The organism is Psychromonas sp. psych-6C06 (assembly GCF_002835465.1).
Taxonomy (GTDB): Bacteria; Pseudomonadota; Gammaproteobacteria; order Enterobacterales; family Psychromonadaceae; genus Psychromonas.
In genome coordinates, this window is sequence record NZ_PIZM01000004.1 from 37,303 (window position 1) to 56,003 (window position 18,701).

General features: G+C 38.3%; 16 protein-coding genes. 13 read left to right on the plus strand and 3 right to left on the minus strand.

The window, feature by feature from the left end; genetic code table 11:
* Nucleotides 1-113 precede the first annotated feature (113 nt).
* Both folE2 and CW745_RS07225 read left to right on the plus strand, forming a co-directional pair.
* Nucleotides 114-1,034, plus strand: coding sequence for a GTP cyclohydrolase FolE2 (gene folE2 / locus CW745_RS07220; RefSeq protein ID WP_101107991.1), 921 nt, complete (start codon nt 114-116; stop codon nt 1,032-1,034).
* Between the two features lie 588 nt (nt 1,035-1,622).
* On the plus strand, nt 1,623-2,153 hold the full coding sequence (locus CW745_RS07225) for a PEP-CTERM sorting domain-containing protein (protein WP_101107992.1): 531 nt from the start codon (nt 1,623-1,625) through the stop codon (nt 2,151-2,153).
* Between the two features lie 308 nt (nt 2,154-2,461).
* Here CW745_RS07225 and CW745_RS07230 read toward each other — a convergent pair whose 3' ends face one another.
* The 3 genes from CW745_RS07230 to tyrS form a co-directional block, all read right to left on the minus strand.
* On the minus strand, nt 2,462-4,993 hold the full coding sequence (locus CW745_RS07230; protein WP_101107993.1) for a diguanylate cyclase: 2,532 nt from the start codon (nt 4,991-4,993) through the stop codon (nt 2,462-2,464).
* A 176-nt stretch (nt 4,994-5,169) separates the two neighbouring features.
* Nucleotides 5,170-5,832 (minus strand): hypothetical protein, encoded by a 663-nt coding sequence (locus CW745_RS07235; protein ID WP_101107994.1) that lies wholly within the window; start codon nt 5,830-5,832, stop codon nt 5,170-5,172.
* A 2-nt stretch (nt 5,833-5,834) separates the two neighbouring features.
* Nucleotides 5,835-7,106: a tyrosine--tRNA ligase gene (gene tyrS, locus CW745_RS07240; protein ID WP_101107995.1), complete on the minus strand. Its 1,272-nt coding sequence runs from the start codon at nt 7,104-7,106 to the stop codon at nt 5,835-5,837.
* A gap of 149 nt (nt 7,107-7,255) precedes the next feature.
* Here tyrS and mtnN point away from each other — a divergent pair, with 149 nt between their 5' ends.
* From mtnN to ychF, 11 genes are all read left to right on the plus strand, one after another.
* Nucleotides 7,256-7,951, plus strand: a complete 696-nt coding sequence (gene mtnN / locus CW745_RS07245; RefSeq protein WP_101107996.1) for a 5'-methylthioadenosine/S-adenosylhomocysteine nucleosidase — start codon at nt 7,256-7,258, stop codon at nt 7,949-7,951.
* Nucleotides 7,952-8,920: a cobalamin biosynthesis protein gene (locus tag CW745_RS07250; RefSeq protein ID WP_101107997.1), complete on the plus strand. Its 969-nt coding sequence runs from the start codon at nt 7,952-7,954 to the stop codon at nt 8,918-8,920.
* Between the two features lie 279 nt (nt 8,921-9,199).
* Nucleotides 9,200-10,879 carry a DNA repair protein RecN gene (recN, locus tag CW745_RS07255; RefSeq protein ID WP_101107998.1) on the plus strand — a complete coding sequence of 560 codons (1,680 nt, stop codon included), beginning with the start codon at nt 9,200-9,202 and terminating at the stop codon, nt 10,877-10,879.
* A 205-nt stretch (nt 10,880-11,084) separates the two neighbouring features.
* Nucleotides 11,085-12,170 carry an HD domain-containing phosphohydrolase gene (locus tag CW745_RS07260; protein ID WP_101107999.1) on the plus strand — a complete coding sequence of 362 codons (1,086 nt, stop codon included), beginning with the start codon at nt 11,085-11,087 and terminating at the stop codon, nt 12,168-12,170.
* Nucleotides 12,171-12,390: 220 nt separating this feature from the next.
* Nucleotides 12,391-13,464 (plus strand): GGDEF domain-containing protein, encoded by a 1,074-nt coding sequence (locus tag CW745_RS07265; RefSeq protein ID WP_101108000.1) that lies wholly within the window; start codon nt 12,391-12,393, stop codon nt 13,462-13,464.
* Between the two features lie 97 nt (nt 13,465-13,561).
* Nucleotides 13,562-14,167, plus strand: coding sequence for a lipoprotein insertase outer membrane protein LolB (gene lolB, locus CW745_RS07270; protein WP_193755558.1), 606 nt, complete (start codon nt 13,562-13,564; stop codon nt 14,165-14,167).
* Between the two features lie 19 nt (nt 14,168-14,186).
* Entirely contained in the window at nt 14,187-15,041 is an 855-nt protein-coding gene (gene ispE, locus CW745_RS07275; RefSeq protein ID WP_101108002.1) for a 4-(cytidine 5'-diphospho)-2-C-methyl-D-erythritol kinase, read from the plus strand.
* 88 nt (nt 15,042-15,129) lie between these two features.
* Nucleotides 15,130-16,077, plus strand: coding sequence for a ribose-phosphate pyrophosphokinase (locus CW745_RS07280; RefSeq protein WP_101108003.1), 948 nt, complete (start codon nt 15,130-15,132; stop codon nt 16,075-16,077).
* Nucleotides 16,078-16,330: 253 nt separating this feature from the next.
* The gene (locus CW745_RS07285; protein WP_101108004.1) at nt 16,331-16,951 is read left to right on the plus strand and encodes a 50S ribosomal protein L25/general stress protein Ctc; all 621 of its coding nucleotides are present in this window, start codon (nt 16,331-16,333) and stop codon (nt 16,949-16,951) included.
* A gap of 2 nt (nt 16,952-16,953) precedes the next feature.
* A complete protein-coding gene (gene pth, locus CW745_RS07290; protein WP_101108005.1) occupies nt 16,954-17,544 on the plus strand; it encodes an aminoacyl-tRNA hydrolase in 591 nt (196 codons plus the stop codon).
* Nucleotides 17,545-17,574: 30 nt separating this feature from the next.
* Entirely contained in the window at nt 17,575-18,666 is a 1,092-nt protein-coding gene (ychF, locus tag CW745_RS07295; protein ID WP_101108006.1) for a redox-regulated ATPase YchF, read from the plus strand.
* Nucleotides 18,667-18,701 lie beyond the last annotated feature (35 nt).

The following is an 18,701-nucleotide window of genomic DNA, read 5'->3' on the forward strand; positions in this document are numbered from 1 at the left end:
ATCAATCACTGATAATCCTTTTCATTTGGAGGTTTTTAATTGTCACGAACACGTTTATAATGCTCCGCTTAAATTTATTAACTTTTAATATCCTGTGAAGGGAGTTTTTTCTGATGGCAATGCCAGATATCGCAAATAGCGCACAAGCTCAAACCGAAGGTACACTTGATCGCGTTGGAATGAGCAACATTGAACTACCACTCATGGTACAAACGGATAACTGCGCTCCACAACAGGTTAGCGCGAGTGCTGAACTGTTCGTGAACCTTGGTGATGCGCAAGCTAAAGGCATCCATATGTCACGTTTGTATCTTCAGCTTGATCAATTATCAACAGAATCTGAGCTGACGTTAGATACTTTAACAACCTTGCTAGAAGGGTTTATCGAAAGCCATCATGAATTAAGTCAGGAAGCTTTTGTAAAATTTTCCTTTGATTATCACTTACGTCGTAAATCATTAATCAGTGAAAAACGTGGCTGGAAAGCTTACCCTGTAGTGATAATTGGTAAACTAACCAATGGTACTTTTAATTTTGAAATGCAAGTTAATGTCCCTTATTCATCAACATGCCCTTGCTCAGCAGCATTAGCAAGACAACTGATTCAAGGTGCTTTTTCAAAGCAGTATGCAGAACAAGAAAACCTTAATAAAGAAGAGGTGTTAGCTTGGTTAGGCTCGACGCAAGGCATTGTTGCAACACCTCATAGTCAACGCAGTGTTGTACAAGTAAAAGTTAAGCTAGATGCAGAAAATGATAGCTTTCCTGTCATTGAATTAATTGACTTGGTTGAAAATACACTAAAAACACCAGTTCAAGCTGCGGTAAAACGAGAAGATGAGCAAGAGTTTGCGCGCTTAAATGGGCAAAACCTTATGTTTTGTGAAGATGCGGCAAGACAGCTTCAATATGCTCTTCACCCTCAAACTAAGTTTTCTGATTTTTGGTTACGAGTTAATCATTATGAAAGCTTACACGCACATGATGCTGTTTCAATTACGACTAAAGGTATTGCTGGCGGGTATCAAGCATAATCAACAGAAAGTCGAACATTGTTAACCTACTAAGGCCAGTCAGTTAAATGATTGGCCTTTTTTATATATCATTTAGTCTGCTTATTCTTAACCTTTCAGTAATACCAAACAAAATAAATAGCTGATCTATTTTACTGGTTAAAAAAACTTACCTCTCAGCTGAAACTTTCTCAAATAAAACAACCACTTATATCAAGTTTCGCCTTGAGTTAAGCCACTTTTCCTGCGCATAATATTTTGCTAAGGGCGTATTGAGGAAAAATAATAGAGAACAAGTCGCGCGATTCAGTAATAGCTAGCGATTGAATGCAACGTAGTTATCCATTCCTTTAACCAAAAAGATAGATCAGATACTTATGCGGATTGGTCTAACACCTTTATTATACAAAAAGTACTCAGAGTAAGTTGAGCGTAAAACAAGCTCCCTGAATATATGATAAAAAAATAAACACACAAAAGGCAATTACTTGTCAGCTTTTTTTACATGTATTATTTTTAACATATTATAAAACCATATATTTCAACAACTTGCATTTTGGAACACCATTTGCATGTTTATTGTTTCAACAGAAATCAAATGGAGTGCAAATGAAAAATATTGGATTACTAATTTGTTGTGGATTACTTACCGCTAATGTAAATGCCACAATTATGACCGGCGAAGTAGCACAAGATGCTTATGTAACTTATGAAAATTATGATTTAGCTTGGGCTTCACCATGTAGTGATGGTTTACTCGAAAGATCATGCGCAGCAATTGATTTATCAGAACAATCTAATTATGGTTGGAGTGTTATGACCTCTGATTTATTTGCATCTTTGGGGATCAACGCATCAACATTTAAAGTAGATTATTCTTCTGCTAATACAGAGTCATATAATGGCAACAACTATGCCAAAGCGACGGGATGGTTTTCAAACTCCTACACCCATATTGATGTGACAAACGGTTTAGCTGGATTATGGTCTTTCGTTGATGTGGCAGATGCTGACAGTTACTATGAAACCATCGTATACCGAAGCGCAAAAAGCATTGATGTACCGGCCCCCGCTTCTGTCGCATTGTTCGCCCTAGGCATGGCAGGTTTAGCTTTTTCTCGAAGAAAATTTAAACGCTAATCACGCTAAAAGGCTCAAGGTCAATTGACCTTTTATGCAAAAATTTGCGAGCTATTGCGGTAATCACTCCGTCAATTGCTCGCAATACAAAACTAAAAACACCTTTTACTTTTATGTGGTTATTACTGCTTAATTATAATTTTCGTAAATGGCCCCACTATTTAACATCAACGTCTTTTGGTTAATGTGCGATAAAGAATTAACCGAATTAATTTATTGGAATTGGTATTATTACTCAATCACCGTCCTTGTTCTCTATGATTGTTTCTCTGCAAGCCCTGATCACCATATTATGGTAATGCTAACAATTAATTATGAACGCTTATTTGGTCTCGTCCTGACATCTTCGCATCATACAATGCGCCATCAGCTTCTGCTAATAACATCTTCATTGTATTAAGATCACTTGGGAAGATACTGGATAACCCCATACTCATGGTAATATAACGACTAACATCTGAATACAAATGCTCAACTTTGGTCTGATTAACTGCTTCACGAAGCTTTTCAACAGCACGTAATACTTTGGTCGCATTACCTCCCTTAATGATAACAACAAACTCTTCGCCGCCATAACGAGCAGCAAAGCATCCCATTTCATTAGCGGCTTGTTGTAAAGCAGTCGCAACAATTTTTAATGCTTCATCACCTTTTTGATGGCCATAATTATCATTGTAGGGTTTAAAGAAATCTATATCGCACATCACGATGGAAAGCATCTCTTGCTCACTATATGCTTCTGACCATAATTGACTAAAGCGTTCATCAAAGGAGCGACGATTAGCAATATTGGTAAGCTGGTCATTTAACATTTTTTGCTCGAAATCAGAAGCATCAGAACTTAATTTTTCTTCTGTTAACTTACGCGAAGTAATATCCCGAGCCATAATGACAATTCCCTCAGAGCGACTTTCATCGTCTTTAAAGGGAGCTTTGTGGACTTCGTACCAGGTTTTCTTATCACCGCTAAAGAGAAGCTCCTCAAAGATAATTGGCTCACCTGATTTAAGTACTTCTTGATTTTGACGATCAGCCCAATCAGCACGATCAGAAGAGAGTAATTCACTTTGCAATTTACCGATAATATCGTCAGGTTTGGCATCCATCAATTTTGCGAAGGAGTTATTTGCCCCAATAATACGCCCTTCATGGTCTAATAAACCAATCGGATCATAACTAGCTGCAAACACAGTACTGAGTAAAACACTTTGTTTTGATAGTGCTTTCTCTGTCTCTTTACGCTGTAAATTTTCATCTTTTAACTGTTTGGTTAAATTATGTAACGCGGTGATATCACTATCGATACTCAAAATAGCAAAAATGGTACCTTTATCATTATAAAGTGGCACTTTAGTGATATTCACTAGGCTCAAATCAGCAGCTTTCTTCTGTTGGATCCACTCTTGGGTGTTATAGGTTTCTCCATTCCAAACCGTTGCTTCTTGTTGCTTCTGTTTCTTAATTGCAGGTACCGACATCATATCTGCAACACTACGCCCCGTTGCATGGGCTACTGTAGTACTGTTCGCTTCCGCCCATGATTTATTACAACCAATAATGGTACCTTTAGGGGATTTGAAGGCAATCTGCTCTGGGATAGAATCTAAGACTTTACGTAATAACTCGCGCTCTTCGATCAATTTTCTTTCTGCGCTAAGCAATGCTGTCACATCTTTAAGGTGGCATAACCAAGCGGTTTGACGTTTATAATGGATACGTTTGGCAAACAGTTCAATATCATGAAATGTATCGTCTACTAACAAGCGAACTAAGCCATTATCGATGACTGTTTGATGACTCGCTTTGTTAATGAAACGAGATAGCAACAACTGGTTTTCAGTCTCTTCAAAAATATATTTTTTCTTTTTCTTTTTGAAGGGAAATAAAGATTTAACCTCATCATTAAGGTAAAAAATGGTGTTCCCATCAAGAGAAAAAATAGCCAACGGATAAGGTGAAGAATCAAGTACATCTTTAAATTGTCTGTCTTTTTTTCGCTTTGAGCGACCAATAATAAACAACAAGAGAAATAATCCAGTGATCACCAAAATATTACGCGTCATATTTGCAGAAGCGCCCCACCATGGGGCATTTAATGCAATTAATGAAGCGCGTATTTGATCATCTATCTGTTCAAATTGATTTCCCCACTGTAGCCATTTAAGTAATGTCTCTTGACCTGTAGGTAGGTATGCGTATAGCTGGTTATTACTGCTATCTATTGAGGTTGTCGATAATATTGAACTGAGTAGAAGATCAATCAAGCCATTATCTTCAGAGCCAATATTAAAAATAACTAACGCATCTAAATTATCTTGGTATAAATCCAACAATAGCTCTAGCAAGCCAGGGTATGCTTTGTAGATAATATTACTTTTATTTTGCAGAAGCGGTAACTGTTGTGCTTGTGGTAACAAGCCCCCAACAATAATGCTCTTTTTAGTGTCAATTAAGGCATCGGAAACCTTGTTGGCATGCTCAGAGAAATAGTATAAGTCACTTTTAATAGCTAAAATAACGTTTTTATCTAGTTCCCCAAGGGAATGTTTATCAATATTTAATCCACTGTAAAGTGCAGGGCTGTTAGTCGAAAGTAAAGTACCAATATTTTGCTGTGGAAGATGCTTAAACTCTACACCAATACCTGTTTTTTCAGACCATATTTGCCAATATTGCGCATAAAGTCCTTGTGCTTGTTGCTGAGTATTAAATCCAGAATAGGGGAGGTTTTGATCTAAATAAATATTAATTTTATTGGGTTTGGTGGATTCATTTAAAGCTGCAAAAGCAAAGGTTGAAAGGCAAAAAAATAACGTAAACAATGAAAGCCGTTTAAACATGATAAGTAAATCCAATAATAGAACAGAACGACTAATTTTAGCGCACAGTTCAATGAAAGGTAATTTTATAATAGGCGTTACATGCTAGCCCTCACAGTTTATTAATTAAATAAATATAAAAAAGGTCACTATTAAGTGACCTTTTATTAATTTTATAGGTTGATTAACCTGCTAATTTAGAAAGTAAAAATAGTTTTTACACTAAATTCTTGATCTGTATTGTAATGCACTGAAAATGCAAATGACTCTGACAGCTGTATACCCGCATCCACTGAACCATACCACTCACTTAACTCTATTCCTTTCATCGCATAGGTATAAGTTGGACTGACACCAACCCACAGTTTATTAGTAAAGCTATAACGAGTGGTCGCATCAAATTTGATATAAGTCGTTGATTTAACATCGTCTCCCCAAAGCATACCCAAATCAAGCTTAGGATAAACGTTCAACTTATTATTCATGAGTGGAACTTTTGTAAAAACACCGATAGAGGTATCATTCACATCACGAATCCCCCACACATCTCTATCCCAAGTGCTTTCAAAGCTAAATCCAGTATTGTTACTTGCATTAATCAGCATGTAATCAACGTTGTAATAATCGAGATCATTCATCGCTTCAAGGGTGATCTTATGCTTATATTGGCCATTTAAATAGCCACCATAACTTCCTGAAATATTAACGCCTTCATTACCAGCTGCAACACTAACACTTGAGTAAATCGCACGAGGATCACTCAAATCAATCCAATTTTCTTCATTTTGCTCTTGCGCAATAACAGACAAAGGCAAAGTGAATAAAGCCATACATGCTAAAGAACGATTAAATATTTTCATTATTATTTCCAAATAAATAAGTTAAACAGACGCTTACCACGTTTTATTACCGTATATTTAGCAAATAACGCATCAGATTTTTGTAATGTCATTTCGCTGTCAGAAGCTTTCTCGCCATTAATACTCACTGCGCCATTGTTAATAAATTCACGTGCCATTTTGTTTGATTTGGCTAGCTCACAGCTGGTTAATAAGTCGACCAAACTTTTTTCTGACTCTGTTACCTCTGTAGCTGGAAGGCCGTCTTGTGCAAGCTGTGCAAGGTCAGACTCACTTAATGCACTCAAATCACCTGAGAATAATGCTTCCGTAATGCGTTCTGCTGATGCAAGCCCCTCTTCACCATGAACAGTACGCGTAACTTCTTTAGCTAGAATTGCTTGTCCCTGTGGGCGACCTTGAATCGTTTTATCTTTTGCTTCAATGGCATCAATCTCTTCGATTGAAAGGAAGGTAAAGTAACGAAGAAACTTATAAACATCAGCATCAAGTGTCGTGATCCAAAATTGGTAAAATGCGTAAGGTGATGTTTTCGATGCATCCAGCCAAATCGTCCCAGATTCCGTTTTACCAAATTTAGTTCCGTCAGCTTTCGTTACTAGTGGTAACGTTAAACCAAACACTTTCTCTTGATTCATGCGTCGGGTTAAATCAATACCACCAGTGATGTTACCCCACTGATCAGACCCGCCAATTTGTAACGAACAACCATTCATCTTATTCAGCGCAGCAAAATCGTAGGATTGTAACAGCATGTAACTGAACTCAGTAAATGAGATACCCGCACCTTCGCGGTCGATACGCTGTTTTACAGACTCTTTTTGAATCATCGCATTAACACTAAAGTGTTTACCTACATCACGTAAAAATGAAATTGCATCCATTTCTCCGATCCAATCAAGATTATTAACGACTTCGGCAGCATTTTCTTGCTCACCAAACTCAATAAATGCGCTAACTTGAGCACGAATTTTACTTACCCAGTTTTCCACGACATCATCAGTGTTAAGTTTACGTTCAGCCGCTTTGAAGCTTGGGTCGCCAATTAATCCCGTTGCACCACCAACTAAAGCAAGTGGCTTATGGCCTGCATCCTGGAAACGTTTTAGTGTTAATAAAGGTACTAAACTACCAATGTGTAAGCTGTCTGCTGTCGGATCAAAACCACAATAAAGTGTTTGGCAACCACTTGATAAATGTTCATGTAATTCTTCATCAGCAGTTGTTTGTGCAACCAGTCCGCGCGCTTTTAAATCTTCAAGTAAAGCATTCATAGTGTAGTGATCCCTAATTCATTAACTGTTTTATAAATATGGAACAGGATTTTACACAGTTAATAGAAACAAAAAAACCATTCAGTGAAGAAGTTACGATGATTGTGCTAACATTACCCTTTTATGATGAAATTACAGAGAGTTAAACGATGAAAATAGGCATTATCGGTGCAATGGATGAAGAAGTTAGCATCCTAAAATCAAAATTAAAGAATATTGAAACCACAATCATTGCAGGATGCGAGTTTTACCAAGGTACGTTAAACACAAAACAGGTCATCGTGACTAAATCTGGCATAGGTAAAGTAGCAGCGGCAGTTGCAACGACGCTATTATTAGAGCAATTCAAACCTGATACGATTATCAATACGGGTTCGGCCGGTGGTTATGATACTAACCTTAGTGTCGGTGATATTGTTATATCTACTGAAGTTCGTTTTCACGATGTTGATTTAACGGCCTTTGGTTATGAGATTGGTCAAATGGCGCAATTGCCACCGGCATTTGAAGCAGATAAAAAACTTATTGATGTAGCCCAGAAAGCAGCACAAACAATTAATGGCTTGAACATTATTCAAGGCCTGATCTGTACCGGTGATATTTTTATGGCTGATCCTCAAAAAGCAGAAGTGGCCCGTAATAATTTCCCTACAATGGCAGCCTGTGAGATGGAAGCGGCAGCAATCGCACAAGTTTGTCACCAGTTTAAAGTCCCTTTTGTCATTATTCGCTCTCTTTCTGATATTGCGGGCAAGAAGTCAGAGCTCTCATTTGAACAATATCTTCCAATTGCAGCTAAAAATGCCTCTATACTAGTAGAAGCCATTCTCAACAGATTAGATTAAATGGATCATTTGATTAATTTTATAGAGCAGTACAGTCACTATTTTTCAATAATAGCGGTCGCCCTGCTCTCTTTTTTTATTTCGTTGCCCAAAGACCTCAATCCGCTGGCAGCAGTTGAACTTATATTTAGACAAATTGCAGTTAAAGTAAACCTCGAGGAGCGAAGCGATGCGTACAAAAGAGTCGCAAGTTTACTGTCTATTAGTTTGATTTTTTTTCCTACTATCCTCATTATTAGCCAGCTTTACAATATCGTATATCGACCTCTTACTATTGATATTCTTTTACTGTTCATTTTGCTTTCTTGGCATGACAAAAAAGTAGTCTACCTTGCAATTAGTGATGCACTAAAACGTAATAATTTACCTCTCGCAAAATTTAAACTAAATAGCCTCACCGAACGAGAAACAAAGCCCCTCTCTTTGATGGGGGTAAATAAAGCCACTATTGAATCAATGGTTTTACAGCTCAGTGCTTCATGGTTTGCAGTGCTTTTCTGGTATATGGTAGCGGGTATCTACGGCGCCATTTTTTATCGCACAATACAAATTTGCTCGCAACAATGGAATGCTAAAAAAGCGGAATTTACCACACTGACCAGTATTCCCAGCTTTATCTATACCTTGATGTTGTTTCCAGTACATCTACTCATTAGCTTTACTTTTGCCCTTTACGACCGTCCCCTTCAAAATCTCCCCAAAAAATTTAAGCAAAGTATGCACTGGCATCACTTTTCATCTGGGTTAATGCTTGCAAGTTTTGCATTAAGTATGCAATTAGAGCTCGGTGGCGTGCGTTTATATCAAGATCAGAAAATCACCTATGCGACACTGGGTAGTAATGCAGCTCCTGCGGTTGAAAAAATTGAGCTTTCTTTACAGCGTATCAGTCTAAGTGCATGGTTTTGGCTTTGTTGCTTTACTGGATATACATTCTTTCCATTGATACTTGAGTTTATGCGAATTTAGATATTATTATTTTTTATAGCAAACGAAATAAATAACAGGCCTATTTTACTGGTTAAAGTAACTTACCCCTTCGTTAAAACTTTCCCTAAAGGGGCAACCATTTACGTCATATTACGCCTTGAGTTTAGTTTCTTTTGTAGCGCAAAATTTAGATCGCATACTTAATTCAGTTGATATTAGAAAGACAACTCGATCACACATTTTGGCCACCTCCCCTTTACTGTTTAAAAAAACAGTATTAAACTGTATTTATACACAGTCTTTTTAGGTATCAAAATTATGCTTAACCAACTAACCGTTCAACACTTTGCGATTGTTCAATTTTTAGAATTAGAATTTAACAATGGAATGACCACTATCACAGGTGAAACAGGCGCGGGTAAATCCATTGCCATTGATGCATTAGGATTGTGTTTAGGTTCACGCTCAGATGCAAATATGGTCAGGGTAGGCACCGATAAAGCAGAAATTAGCGCACGCTTTACACTGAGTGATACTCCACATGCAAAACAATGGTTAATGAATAATGACCTTGAAAACAACGAAGATAATAATGAATGCTTGTTGCGCCGAACTGTAAGTAAAGATGGTCGCTCAAGAGCCTATATTAATAGTACGCCAGTTCCCGTTTCCCAACTTAAAAGCTTAGGGCAATTACTCGTTAATGTTCATGGGCAACATGCGCATCAAAGCCTCCTAAAAAGTGACATTCAACTATCCATCATCGATGACTATGCAGCCCATCATCAGCTACTACAAAAGGTAAAAGATACTTACCAAGGTTGGCATTTTTTAAATAAACAGCTTAAGCAACAACAGGCATCGCAACAGGAAAAGCAAGCACGTAAACAATTATTAGAGTACCAAATTCAAGAGCTAGATGAATTTGCATTAGGGGAAGATGAATATGAAAAAATTGAGCGTGAACATAAACGACTAGCAAACAGTGGAGCCTTGCTTGAGAGCTGCCAAATCAGTTTAAATCAAGTGAGCGATGGCGAAGAGTTTGATGCATTAAGCCTGTTACGTAGTAGTGTTGTTGCCCTTGAGAAACAAGTTGAAAATGATAAAAACCTAGAAAATATTATTACAAGCCTTCAAGAAGCAGTAATTCAAATTGAAGATGCAAGCTACGAGTTACGACACTTTAGTGAAAATCTAGAACTCGACCCTGAGCAATTTTTGCAACTTGAAGCGCGAATGAGTGATGCGCTGTCTTTAGCACGTAAACACCAAGTACAACCTGAGCTTTTATTTTCCCATCACCAAAAATTGAGCAAAGAGTTTAAACAGTTAAATAGTGGCGAACAACAAATAGAACAACTTAGCGAAGATCTTCTTAAGGCTGAAGAAAACTATTATTTGCATGCTAAAAAGCTAAGCCAAAGTCGCAAACGTTACGCTAAAGAGTTAAGTCAAAAAATAACGAAAAGCATTCAACAGCTTAATATGCAAGATGGTGTTTTCCATATCGCGTTAAGCGAAAGTAGCCAACGATCATTAAGCCCTCTTGGTACGGATAATATTGAGTTTCAAGTCAAAACAAACGCGGGGCAAACCTTGCAAAACCTAGGAAAAGTAGCATCGGGTGGTGAGCTTTCTCGCATTGGCTTAGCAATGCAGGTCATTATTAGCCAACGAGTTGCCACACCAACGTTAATTTTTGATGAAGTCGATGTTGGAATCAGTGGCGCTACAGCGGCTGTGGTTGGCAAGTTACTTCGCAGTTTAGGTGAAAGTACACAAATATTCTGTGTAACCCATCTTCCACAAGTCGCAGGAAATGGACATCAGCAGATGTATGTGACTAAGCAGAGTAATGGCAAGAATACGAATACAACCATGATCAGCTTGTCAGAGAATGATAGGTTAAAAGAGTTAGCACGCTTACTCGGTGGCGATAATATCACTTCCCACACATTAGCAAACGCTAAAGAGTTATTAGTTAACACTGACTGATTCAACTAAATTATAAACCTACATCATCATGCTTATTTGATGATGTAGGAAATCGATAAACGCCTATTAGTCATTTTTTCGCGTTGTACGCAAAAATGGTAAGCCCCTCCTTTTTCATTAATAAACCATCAAGATCTAGCTAATAATTTGCAACATTTGAGATGTGAATTATTCTTTGTAAAGTCGCCTTTATAAAGAATAAGTTATGCTAATAAACCTCAGTAAACGTGAAAGCACAGCCCGCATTATTATCGCTACCATCTTTATCGCGATAGGGACGCATAGCCATGCAATTCTTCTAATGCCAATGGGAATAATATTACTCTATACCGGCCTCACACATAAATGCTGGTTAAGTCGCCTTATAAATAGGCAAACACAGGCAGCACAAGAAAACTTATTTATTCATTATCTACCTAAATATAACCCACAACCTGTTTTTATTTTTAAAGCAGATAGCAGTCTACTCTTTTGTAATAGCCCCGCAAAAAAACAGTTCCCTCACATTTCCCACTTTAATCAACTGATTGAAAAGCCCATCAACACTTTGATTAAAAAAGAAAAAATCGAAACTCACACACTCACTATTGATGACAAAATAACCTACTCACTCGTTATTCGTGGCACGCTTGCGTTAAATGGCGTCACTGTATACGCCTCAGATATTTCCGAAGTTATTCACCTAAACCAAGAAATTTTAGATACTCAAAAAGAGATAATCTATGCCATGGGAGAAATAGGTGAAACACGATCTAAAGAAACCGGAGATCATGTTCGTCGCGTTGCCGAGTACTCGGAACTATTAGCGCAACTTACCGGAATTTCAGAGAGTGAAGCTTCACTCATTAAACTTGCATCGCCGATGCATGATATAGGTAAAGTAGGCATACCAGACGCTATTCTAAAAAAGCCTGGAAAATTAACAGCTGATGAATTTGAAGTGATGAAAACGCATGCTGAGATTGGATATGACCTACTGAATCACTCTAAACGTCCAGTATTAAAAGCAGCAGCCATCATCTCATATCAACATCATGAAAAATGGGATGGCACTGGTTATCCACAACAGCTTAGTGGAGAAGATATTCATATTTATGGACGTATTACCGCTATTGCAGATGTATTTGATGCGCTGGGTAGTGATCGAGTATATAAAAAAGCTTGGCCTATTGATGAAATTTTAGACTTCTTTACAGACCAACAAGGTAAACATTTTGACCCAGCGCTGGTATCGTTGCTAAAGAATAACCTAACGTTGTTTCTCGATATTAAAGAAAAGTATCCCAACTAAGTTTATAGCACAGGCCTTGTTGATCTTTCGCGTTTATTTTGGCAACAATTTGCCCCAATTGACTAGGTCAATAGCGCCAATACAAGCTAAAAGACGTTTTGCTCTCCGCCAGATGAAATTTGCTTAGCATGACTAAGCCACATTCCATCTGCCTTGCTCAAAGTGAGCAGTGTTGAAAAATTTAAACGACAGAGGTCAACAGACCTTAGCAGGAGTTACGGTGAAGAAAATTAATTCAATTAAATTTATCGATTCATTGGCTGAGATTACGCGTTATCGTGACAGAGAAGTAATAGAGCGGAGTCTACTTAAAACATTGCTTGAATTTGAAACAGAGAGTTGCTTTCGTTTGTATCAAGTACTCAGTTGTGAACCTGAATTAAAAATGGGCATTCTTGCTTATGCAAATGGCACAGAGATAATCACGACTGAGCATATTAAACATCACGCTTTACCTGCTTATTTTCATAATGCTCTGATGCAAGTGATAAATAATGCTCAAATCACAACGATTAACTCTGAAGAAAAATGTAACGAAAAGCAGACTATTTACCCTGCTTTTGATGCCAACGATGAGATTTTTGCCATATTGGTACAAACAGCCAAGAAGATAGATCCTGAGATACAACGTTTTGTTCACAGTTTGTTACGTATCTATTCTAACTATCTGGAGATGATAGAAGTTACGAAACGAGACAAACTAACAGGATTATTGAACCGTGAAACACTTGAGTCTGAGATCACTCGAATATTAATTAGTAACAATCAAAATGAGGTACAAATGGTCATGCCTGACACCCCTGATCCAAAAGACCAAAGAGCTCAGAGGGGCTGGTTAACATACTGGTTATGTGTGTTGGATATTGACCACTTTAAATCCATCAATGATCAATATGGACATATATATGGCGATGAAATACTAATTTTAGTCGCAAGACTACTAGAAAAAAGTGTCCGTGAATTTGATAAAATATTTCGCTTTGGAGGCGAAGAGTTTGTGATTTTAGTAAAAGCTCATGATAATCACGATGCACTTCGAGCCTTTGAAAGAATTCGTGATGTTATTGCCACACACCAATACGCAAAGATTTCAACCCTCACTGTCAGCATTGGCGGGATTGAAATTACTCATCAACCAGATCCAAGAAACGTTATTGAAGCGGCAGATAGTGCACTATATTTCGCCAAAAATAATGGCAGAAATCAAGTACACTTGTATGAAGATCTCGTCGCTAAAAATAAAATAGTCGCGCAAAAGAATGAAATAAACGACTCTGAAATCGATTTCTTTTAACCATTATTAATCTTAATTTTTTTAGTTTTTTATGCTCTATTACCACTCATTAACATAGCATGTTAAGCTAGACTATTTATTTGGCTCAATGTTACTTATGAAATGTCGTATTTGTTATCTCCTTATCCCCTTATTGCTTGTTGGCTGTGCTCAAACCCCACACACTGGTATTGAAACTCATGATTCATGGATTAACCAACAAACACGCCTTGAAAATTTATCTTACTGGTCTCTCTCCGGAAAGCTTGCAGTAATAACACCAACAGAGAGAAATAGTGTCAATATTCATTGGCAACAATCTGATGAAGACTTTCAAATCCACTTAACCACTTTTTTAGGTTTAAATATCTTAGAAATAAAAAAAGTTGGGTTACGCACAGTTATAACAGACCAAGATGGCAATAACTATGTATCAGACGATACACAGCAATTAGTGCAACAATTATCAGGTATGGACATTCCTATAAAGCAACTACAACAATGGATAAAGGGCAATCCTAAGCAAGCAAATTACCAGCTTGGTGATAATCAATTAGTCAGTAGCCTCTTAAGTAACCAAAATGATAAACAAGGCTGGTCTATTAACTATAGTGATTACCGCACCGTAAAAGGTATTAATTTGCCCTACAAATTAGATCTCACACGTGGGCAACTCCGATTAAAATTTGCCATTGCTAATTGGCAATTACCAACAACGCCATAAACCGACTTCAGAAGACAATATGCTAAAAAATAATACTATCCGCTGGCCTGCCCCAGCTAAATTAAACCTCTTTCTTTATATCAATGGCCAACGTGAGGATGGGTATCATGAACTGCAAACACTGTTCCAGTTTATCGATCGTTGTGACTACTTAACTATTACACCAAACCTATCAGGAAAAATAACACTTAGCCCTGATTTTGAAGACTTGCCAAGCACAGAGAACCTTATCTATAAAGCAGCCTTAATGCTGCAGCAACAAACGAAAATGTCAGTCGGAGCTGATATATATATTGAAAAAAACCTTCCTATGGGGGGGGGATTAGGGGGCGGTTCCTCAGATGCGGCCACCACTTTGCTAGCATTAAATTATCACTGGAACCTTAATTTAACCAAAAAACAACTTAGTGCGATGGGCTTATCACTCGGTGCTGATGTACCGATATTTATTGAAGGAGTTGCGTCCTTGGCAGAGGGTGTTGGCGAGAAGCTAACTAAGGTGTTCCCCTCCGAAGATAACTACTTGGTTGCCATTCCAAACTGCCATGTTTCTACGCCCGAAGTATTCAAAAATCCAGTGCTGATTAGAAACACCCAAAAGCGAAGTATCACTGAATTAATGCAGCAAAAATGGCACAATGATTGCGAGCCCTGCGTAAAAAATAGCTATCCTAAGGTTGCCAAGGCAATGGACTGGTTGATAGAATACGCACCAACTCGATTGACTGGCACCGGCGCATGTGTTTTTAGCACATTTGCCACCGCCGAAGAAGCGCAAGTTGTATTAGATAACAGCCCACAATGGTTAACTGCTTTCACCTGTAAAGGTGTAAACACGTCCCCCGTTAATACGCTCTTATCCACCCTAAATTAAATTATGTGGTCGATTAATAGTCTACCACCCATGTTAACTAGCATATTGCTTTTTAATATCAACTATCAGGATGACAGAGGTCCTCACAGTGCCAAATATGAAACTATTTGCAGGTAACGCCACCCCAGAATTAGCACAAAAAATTGCTGATCGTCTTTTCATTAAACTAGGAAGCGCAGAAGTAGGACGCTTCAGTGATGGAGAGATACACGTACAAGTAAACGAAAATGTACGTGGCGATGATATCTTCATCGTGCAATCAACTTGCGCACCAACCAATGATAACTTAATGGAATTGATCGTGATGATCGATGCAATGCGCCGCGCTTCAGCGGGACGTATTACAGCTGTTATTCCTTATTTTGGTTATGCTCGACAAGATCGTCGCGTACGCTCTAGCCGTGTGCCAATTACTGCAAAAGTGGTTGCAGATTTCTTATCTAATGTAGGTGTTGACCGCGTTTTAACAGTAGATCTTCATGCTGAGCAAATTCAAGGTTTCTTTGATGTGCCAGTTGATAATGTATTTGGTAGTACAGTCCTACTTGAAGATATGTTAGAGAAAAAACTAGACAACCCAATGATCGTTTCACCTGATATTGGCGGTGTTGTTCGTGCTCGTGCGCATGCAAAACTATTAGACGATGCTGATCTTGCTATTATCGATAAACGTCGCCCTAAAGCGAACGTGGCACAGGTAATGCACTTAATCGGTGATGTAGAAGGCCGTCACTGTATCATCGTTGATGATATGATCGATACGGGCGGTACATTATGTCAAGCAGCTGCGGCTCTTAAAGAGCGTGGCGCACTTTCTGTATACGCTTATGCAACACACGCTGTATTTTCAGGAAAAGCCGTTGAAAACATCAAAAACTCTGTCATTGATGAATTCATCGTAACTGATTCTATACCTCTTTCAGATGATCTTGTTGCAACCGGTAAAGTGAAGCAATTGACACTGAGTGGCATGCTTGCTGAAGCGATTCGTCGCGTTAGTAATGAAGAATCGATCTCTGCGATGTTCCATTATTAAAAAGCACTTTACTGTCTATTAAAGCGCACTAACTGCCTTTTAAAATCAGTAAACGATGCAAATGATTAAAAACGCCTTTTAAAGGCGTTTTTTTTTGCTTTTCATTTGTACAAATATATCGGTTGCGTTATTATGGCGCGCCTTTTTTATACACGCCTTTATGGCTTGAAAGGTGGTTTTATCTGGTCGCAAGGTAAAATCTATTTTAAATTTGAGGATCGAACTATCGATTTCTCGTTATTGGAGTTACACCATGTCTATTAAATTAGTTGCACAAACACGTACGGACCTAGGGAAAGGTGCGAGCCGCCGCCTTCGTCATGCAGACTTAGTACCAGCAATTGTATACGGTGCAGGCAAAGAGCCAGTATCAATTACTTTTGAACAAAAAGAATTACGTAAAGTTGAAGTAATTGAAGCGTTTTACTCTTCAATTCTTGATCTTGAAATCGATGGCACATCTGAGCAAGTTTTACTTAAAGCTATCCAACGTCACGCATACAAAGAGCAAATCCAACATTTAGATCTTCTACGTGTTGATGCTAGCCAAAAACTTCATACAACAGTTCCTCTACATTTCATTAATGAAGATACTGCTGAAGCTGTTAAAGCAGGTGGTGTTGTTTCTCACATCGCTAACGAAGTTGAAGTATCTTGTCTTCCAGCTGCACTACCTTCATTCATTGAAGTAGACCTAGCAACTGTTGAGCTTGGTGCAACGGTTCACCTTTCTGACTTAGTATTACCAGAAGGCGTTGAATCTGTTGAACTTTCTAAAGGTTCTGCACATGACTTACCTGTTGCAACTATTGCAGTAGCTAAGAAATCAGCAGTAGCTGACGAAGAGCAAGAAGAAGAAGCAGCAGCTGAATAATCGTGTCAACTACGATTAAACTGCTTGTGGGCCTGGCAAATCCAGGCCCCGAATACACACACACCCGACACAATGCCGGACAATGGTATCTAGACCAACTCGCCTCACAAGAAAATATCCAACTGAAAGCAGAAGCTAAGTTTTTTGGTTTAACCGGCCGTATTCAATTTGCTGGTAATGATATTCGATTACTTGTCCCTACTACTTTTATGAACCTCAGTGGCAAATCAGTGGCAGCCATGGCGAATTTTTATCGTATTAAACCAGAAGAGATACTCGTTGCACATGATGAGCTTGATCTACCTCCTGGTGTCGCCAAGTTCAAATTAGGTGGCGGTCACGGTGGACATAATGGCTTGAGAGATATTATTAGTAAGCTAGGAAATAATAAAAATTTCTATCGCTTGCGTATTGGTATTGGTCATCCGGGTGACAAAAACAGAGTCAGTGGTTTTGTGCTTGGTAAAGCATCGAGAGCAGAGCAAAACTTAATTGACCAAAGTATTGATGAAGCAGCACGTTGTACGCCTATTTTAGGCCAAGACGGGCTAGCTAAAGCGATGAATCGCTTACATAGCTTTAAAGCACAGTAAAATAATTTAATAAATCAAAGGGTTTACATCATGGGTTTCAAATGTGGCATCGTCGGTTTACCAAATGTGGGTAAATCTACTCTTTTTAACGCACTGACTAAAGCAGGCATCGAAGCAGCAAACTTTCCGTTTTGTACTATTGAACCGAATACGGGCATCGTTCCTGTTCCTGATCCACGTCTTGATAAACTTGAAAAAATTGTAAATCCTGAACGCGTCATTCCAACCACAATGGAATTTGTTGATATTGCAGGACTGGTTGAAGGAGCTTCTAAAGGTGAAGGTTTAGGTAATAAGTTCCTTGCTAATATCCGTGAAACCGATGCCATCGGCCATGTAGTTCGTTGTTTCCAAGATGATAATATCGTTCATGTTTCAGGTAAAATTGATCCAAAAGATGATATCGATATCATTAATACTGAACTTGCTTTAGCTGACTTAGAGAGCTGTGATCGTAGTATTTTACGTGTTGCTAAAAAAGCAAAAGGTGGCGATAAAGATGCTAAATTTGAACTGCCTGTATTAGAAAAAATCAAAGCCCACCTAGAAGATGACGGCATGGTGCGTGGTCTTGATTTAACCAAAGAAGAAAAAGCAGCGATTGGTTACCTTAACTTTTTAACCGGTAAACCAACCATGTACATTGCTAACGTTGCAGAAGATGGTTTTGAAGATAACGAATACCTTGATATTGTGCGTGAAATAGCAGAGAAAGAGAATGCTGTTGTTGTTCCTGTATGTGCTTCTATTGAGTCTGAAATCTCAGAATTAGATGAAGAAGACAAAGCTGAATTTCTTGAAGCAATCGGCCAAGATGAGCCAGGCTTAGACCGTGTTATCTTTAGTGGCTACCAACTGTTACACCTACAAACATACTTTACTGCGGGTGTTAAAGAGGTACGTGCTTGGACTGTTAAAGTTGGCGCAACAGCACCTGAAGCAGCCGGTGTTATTCACACTGACTTTGAACGTGGCTTTATTCGTGCAGAGATTGTGAGCTACGATGACTTCGTTGAATTTAATGGAGAATCTGGCGCTAAAGAAGCCGGTAAATGGCGTTTAGAAGGAAAGAAATATATTACCCAAGATGGTGATGTTATCCACTTTAGATTCAACGTTTAAAGTAATTAAAAATAATAAAAGGTAACTTCGGTTAC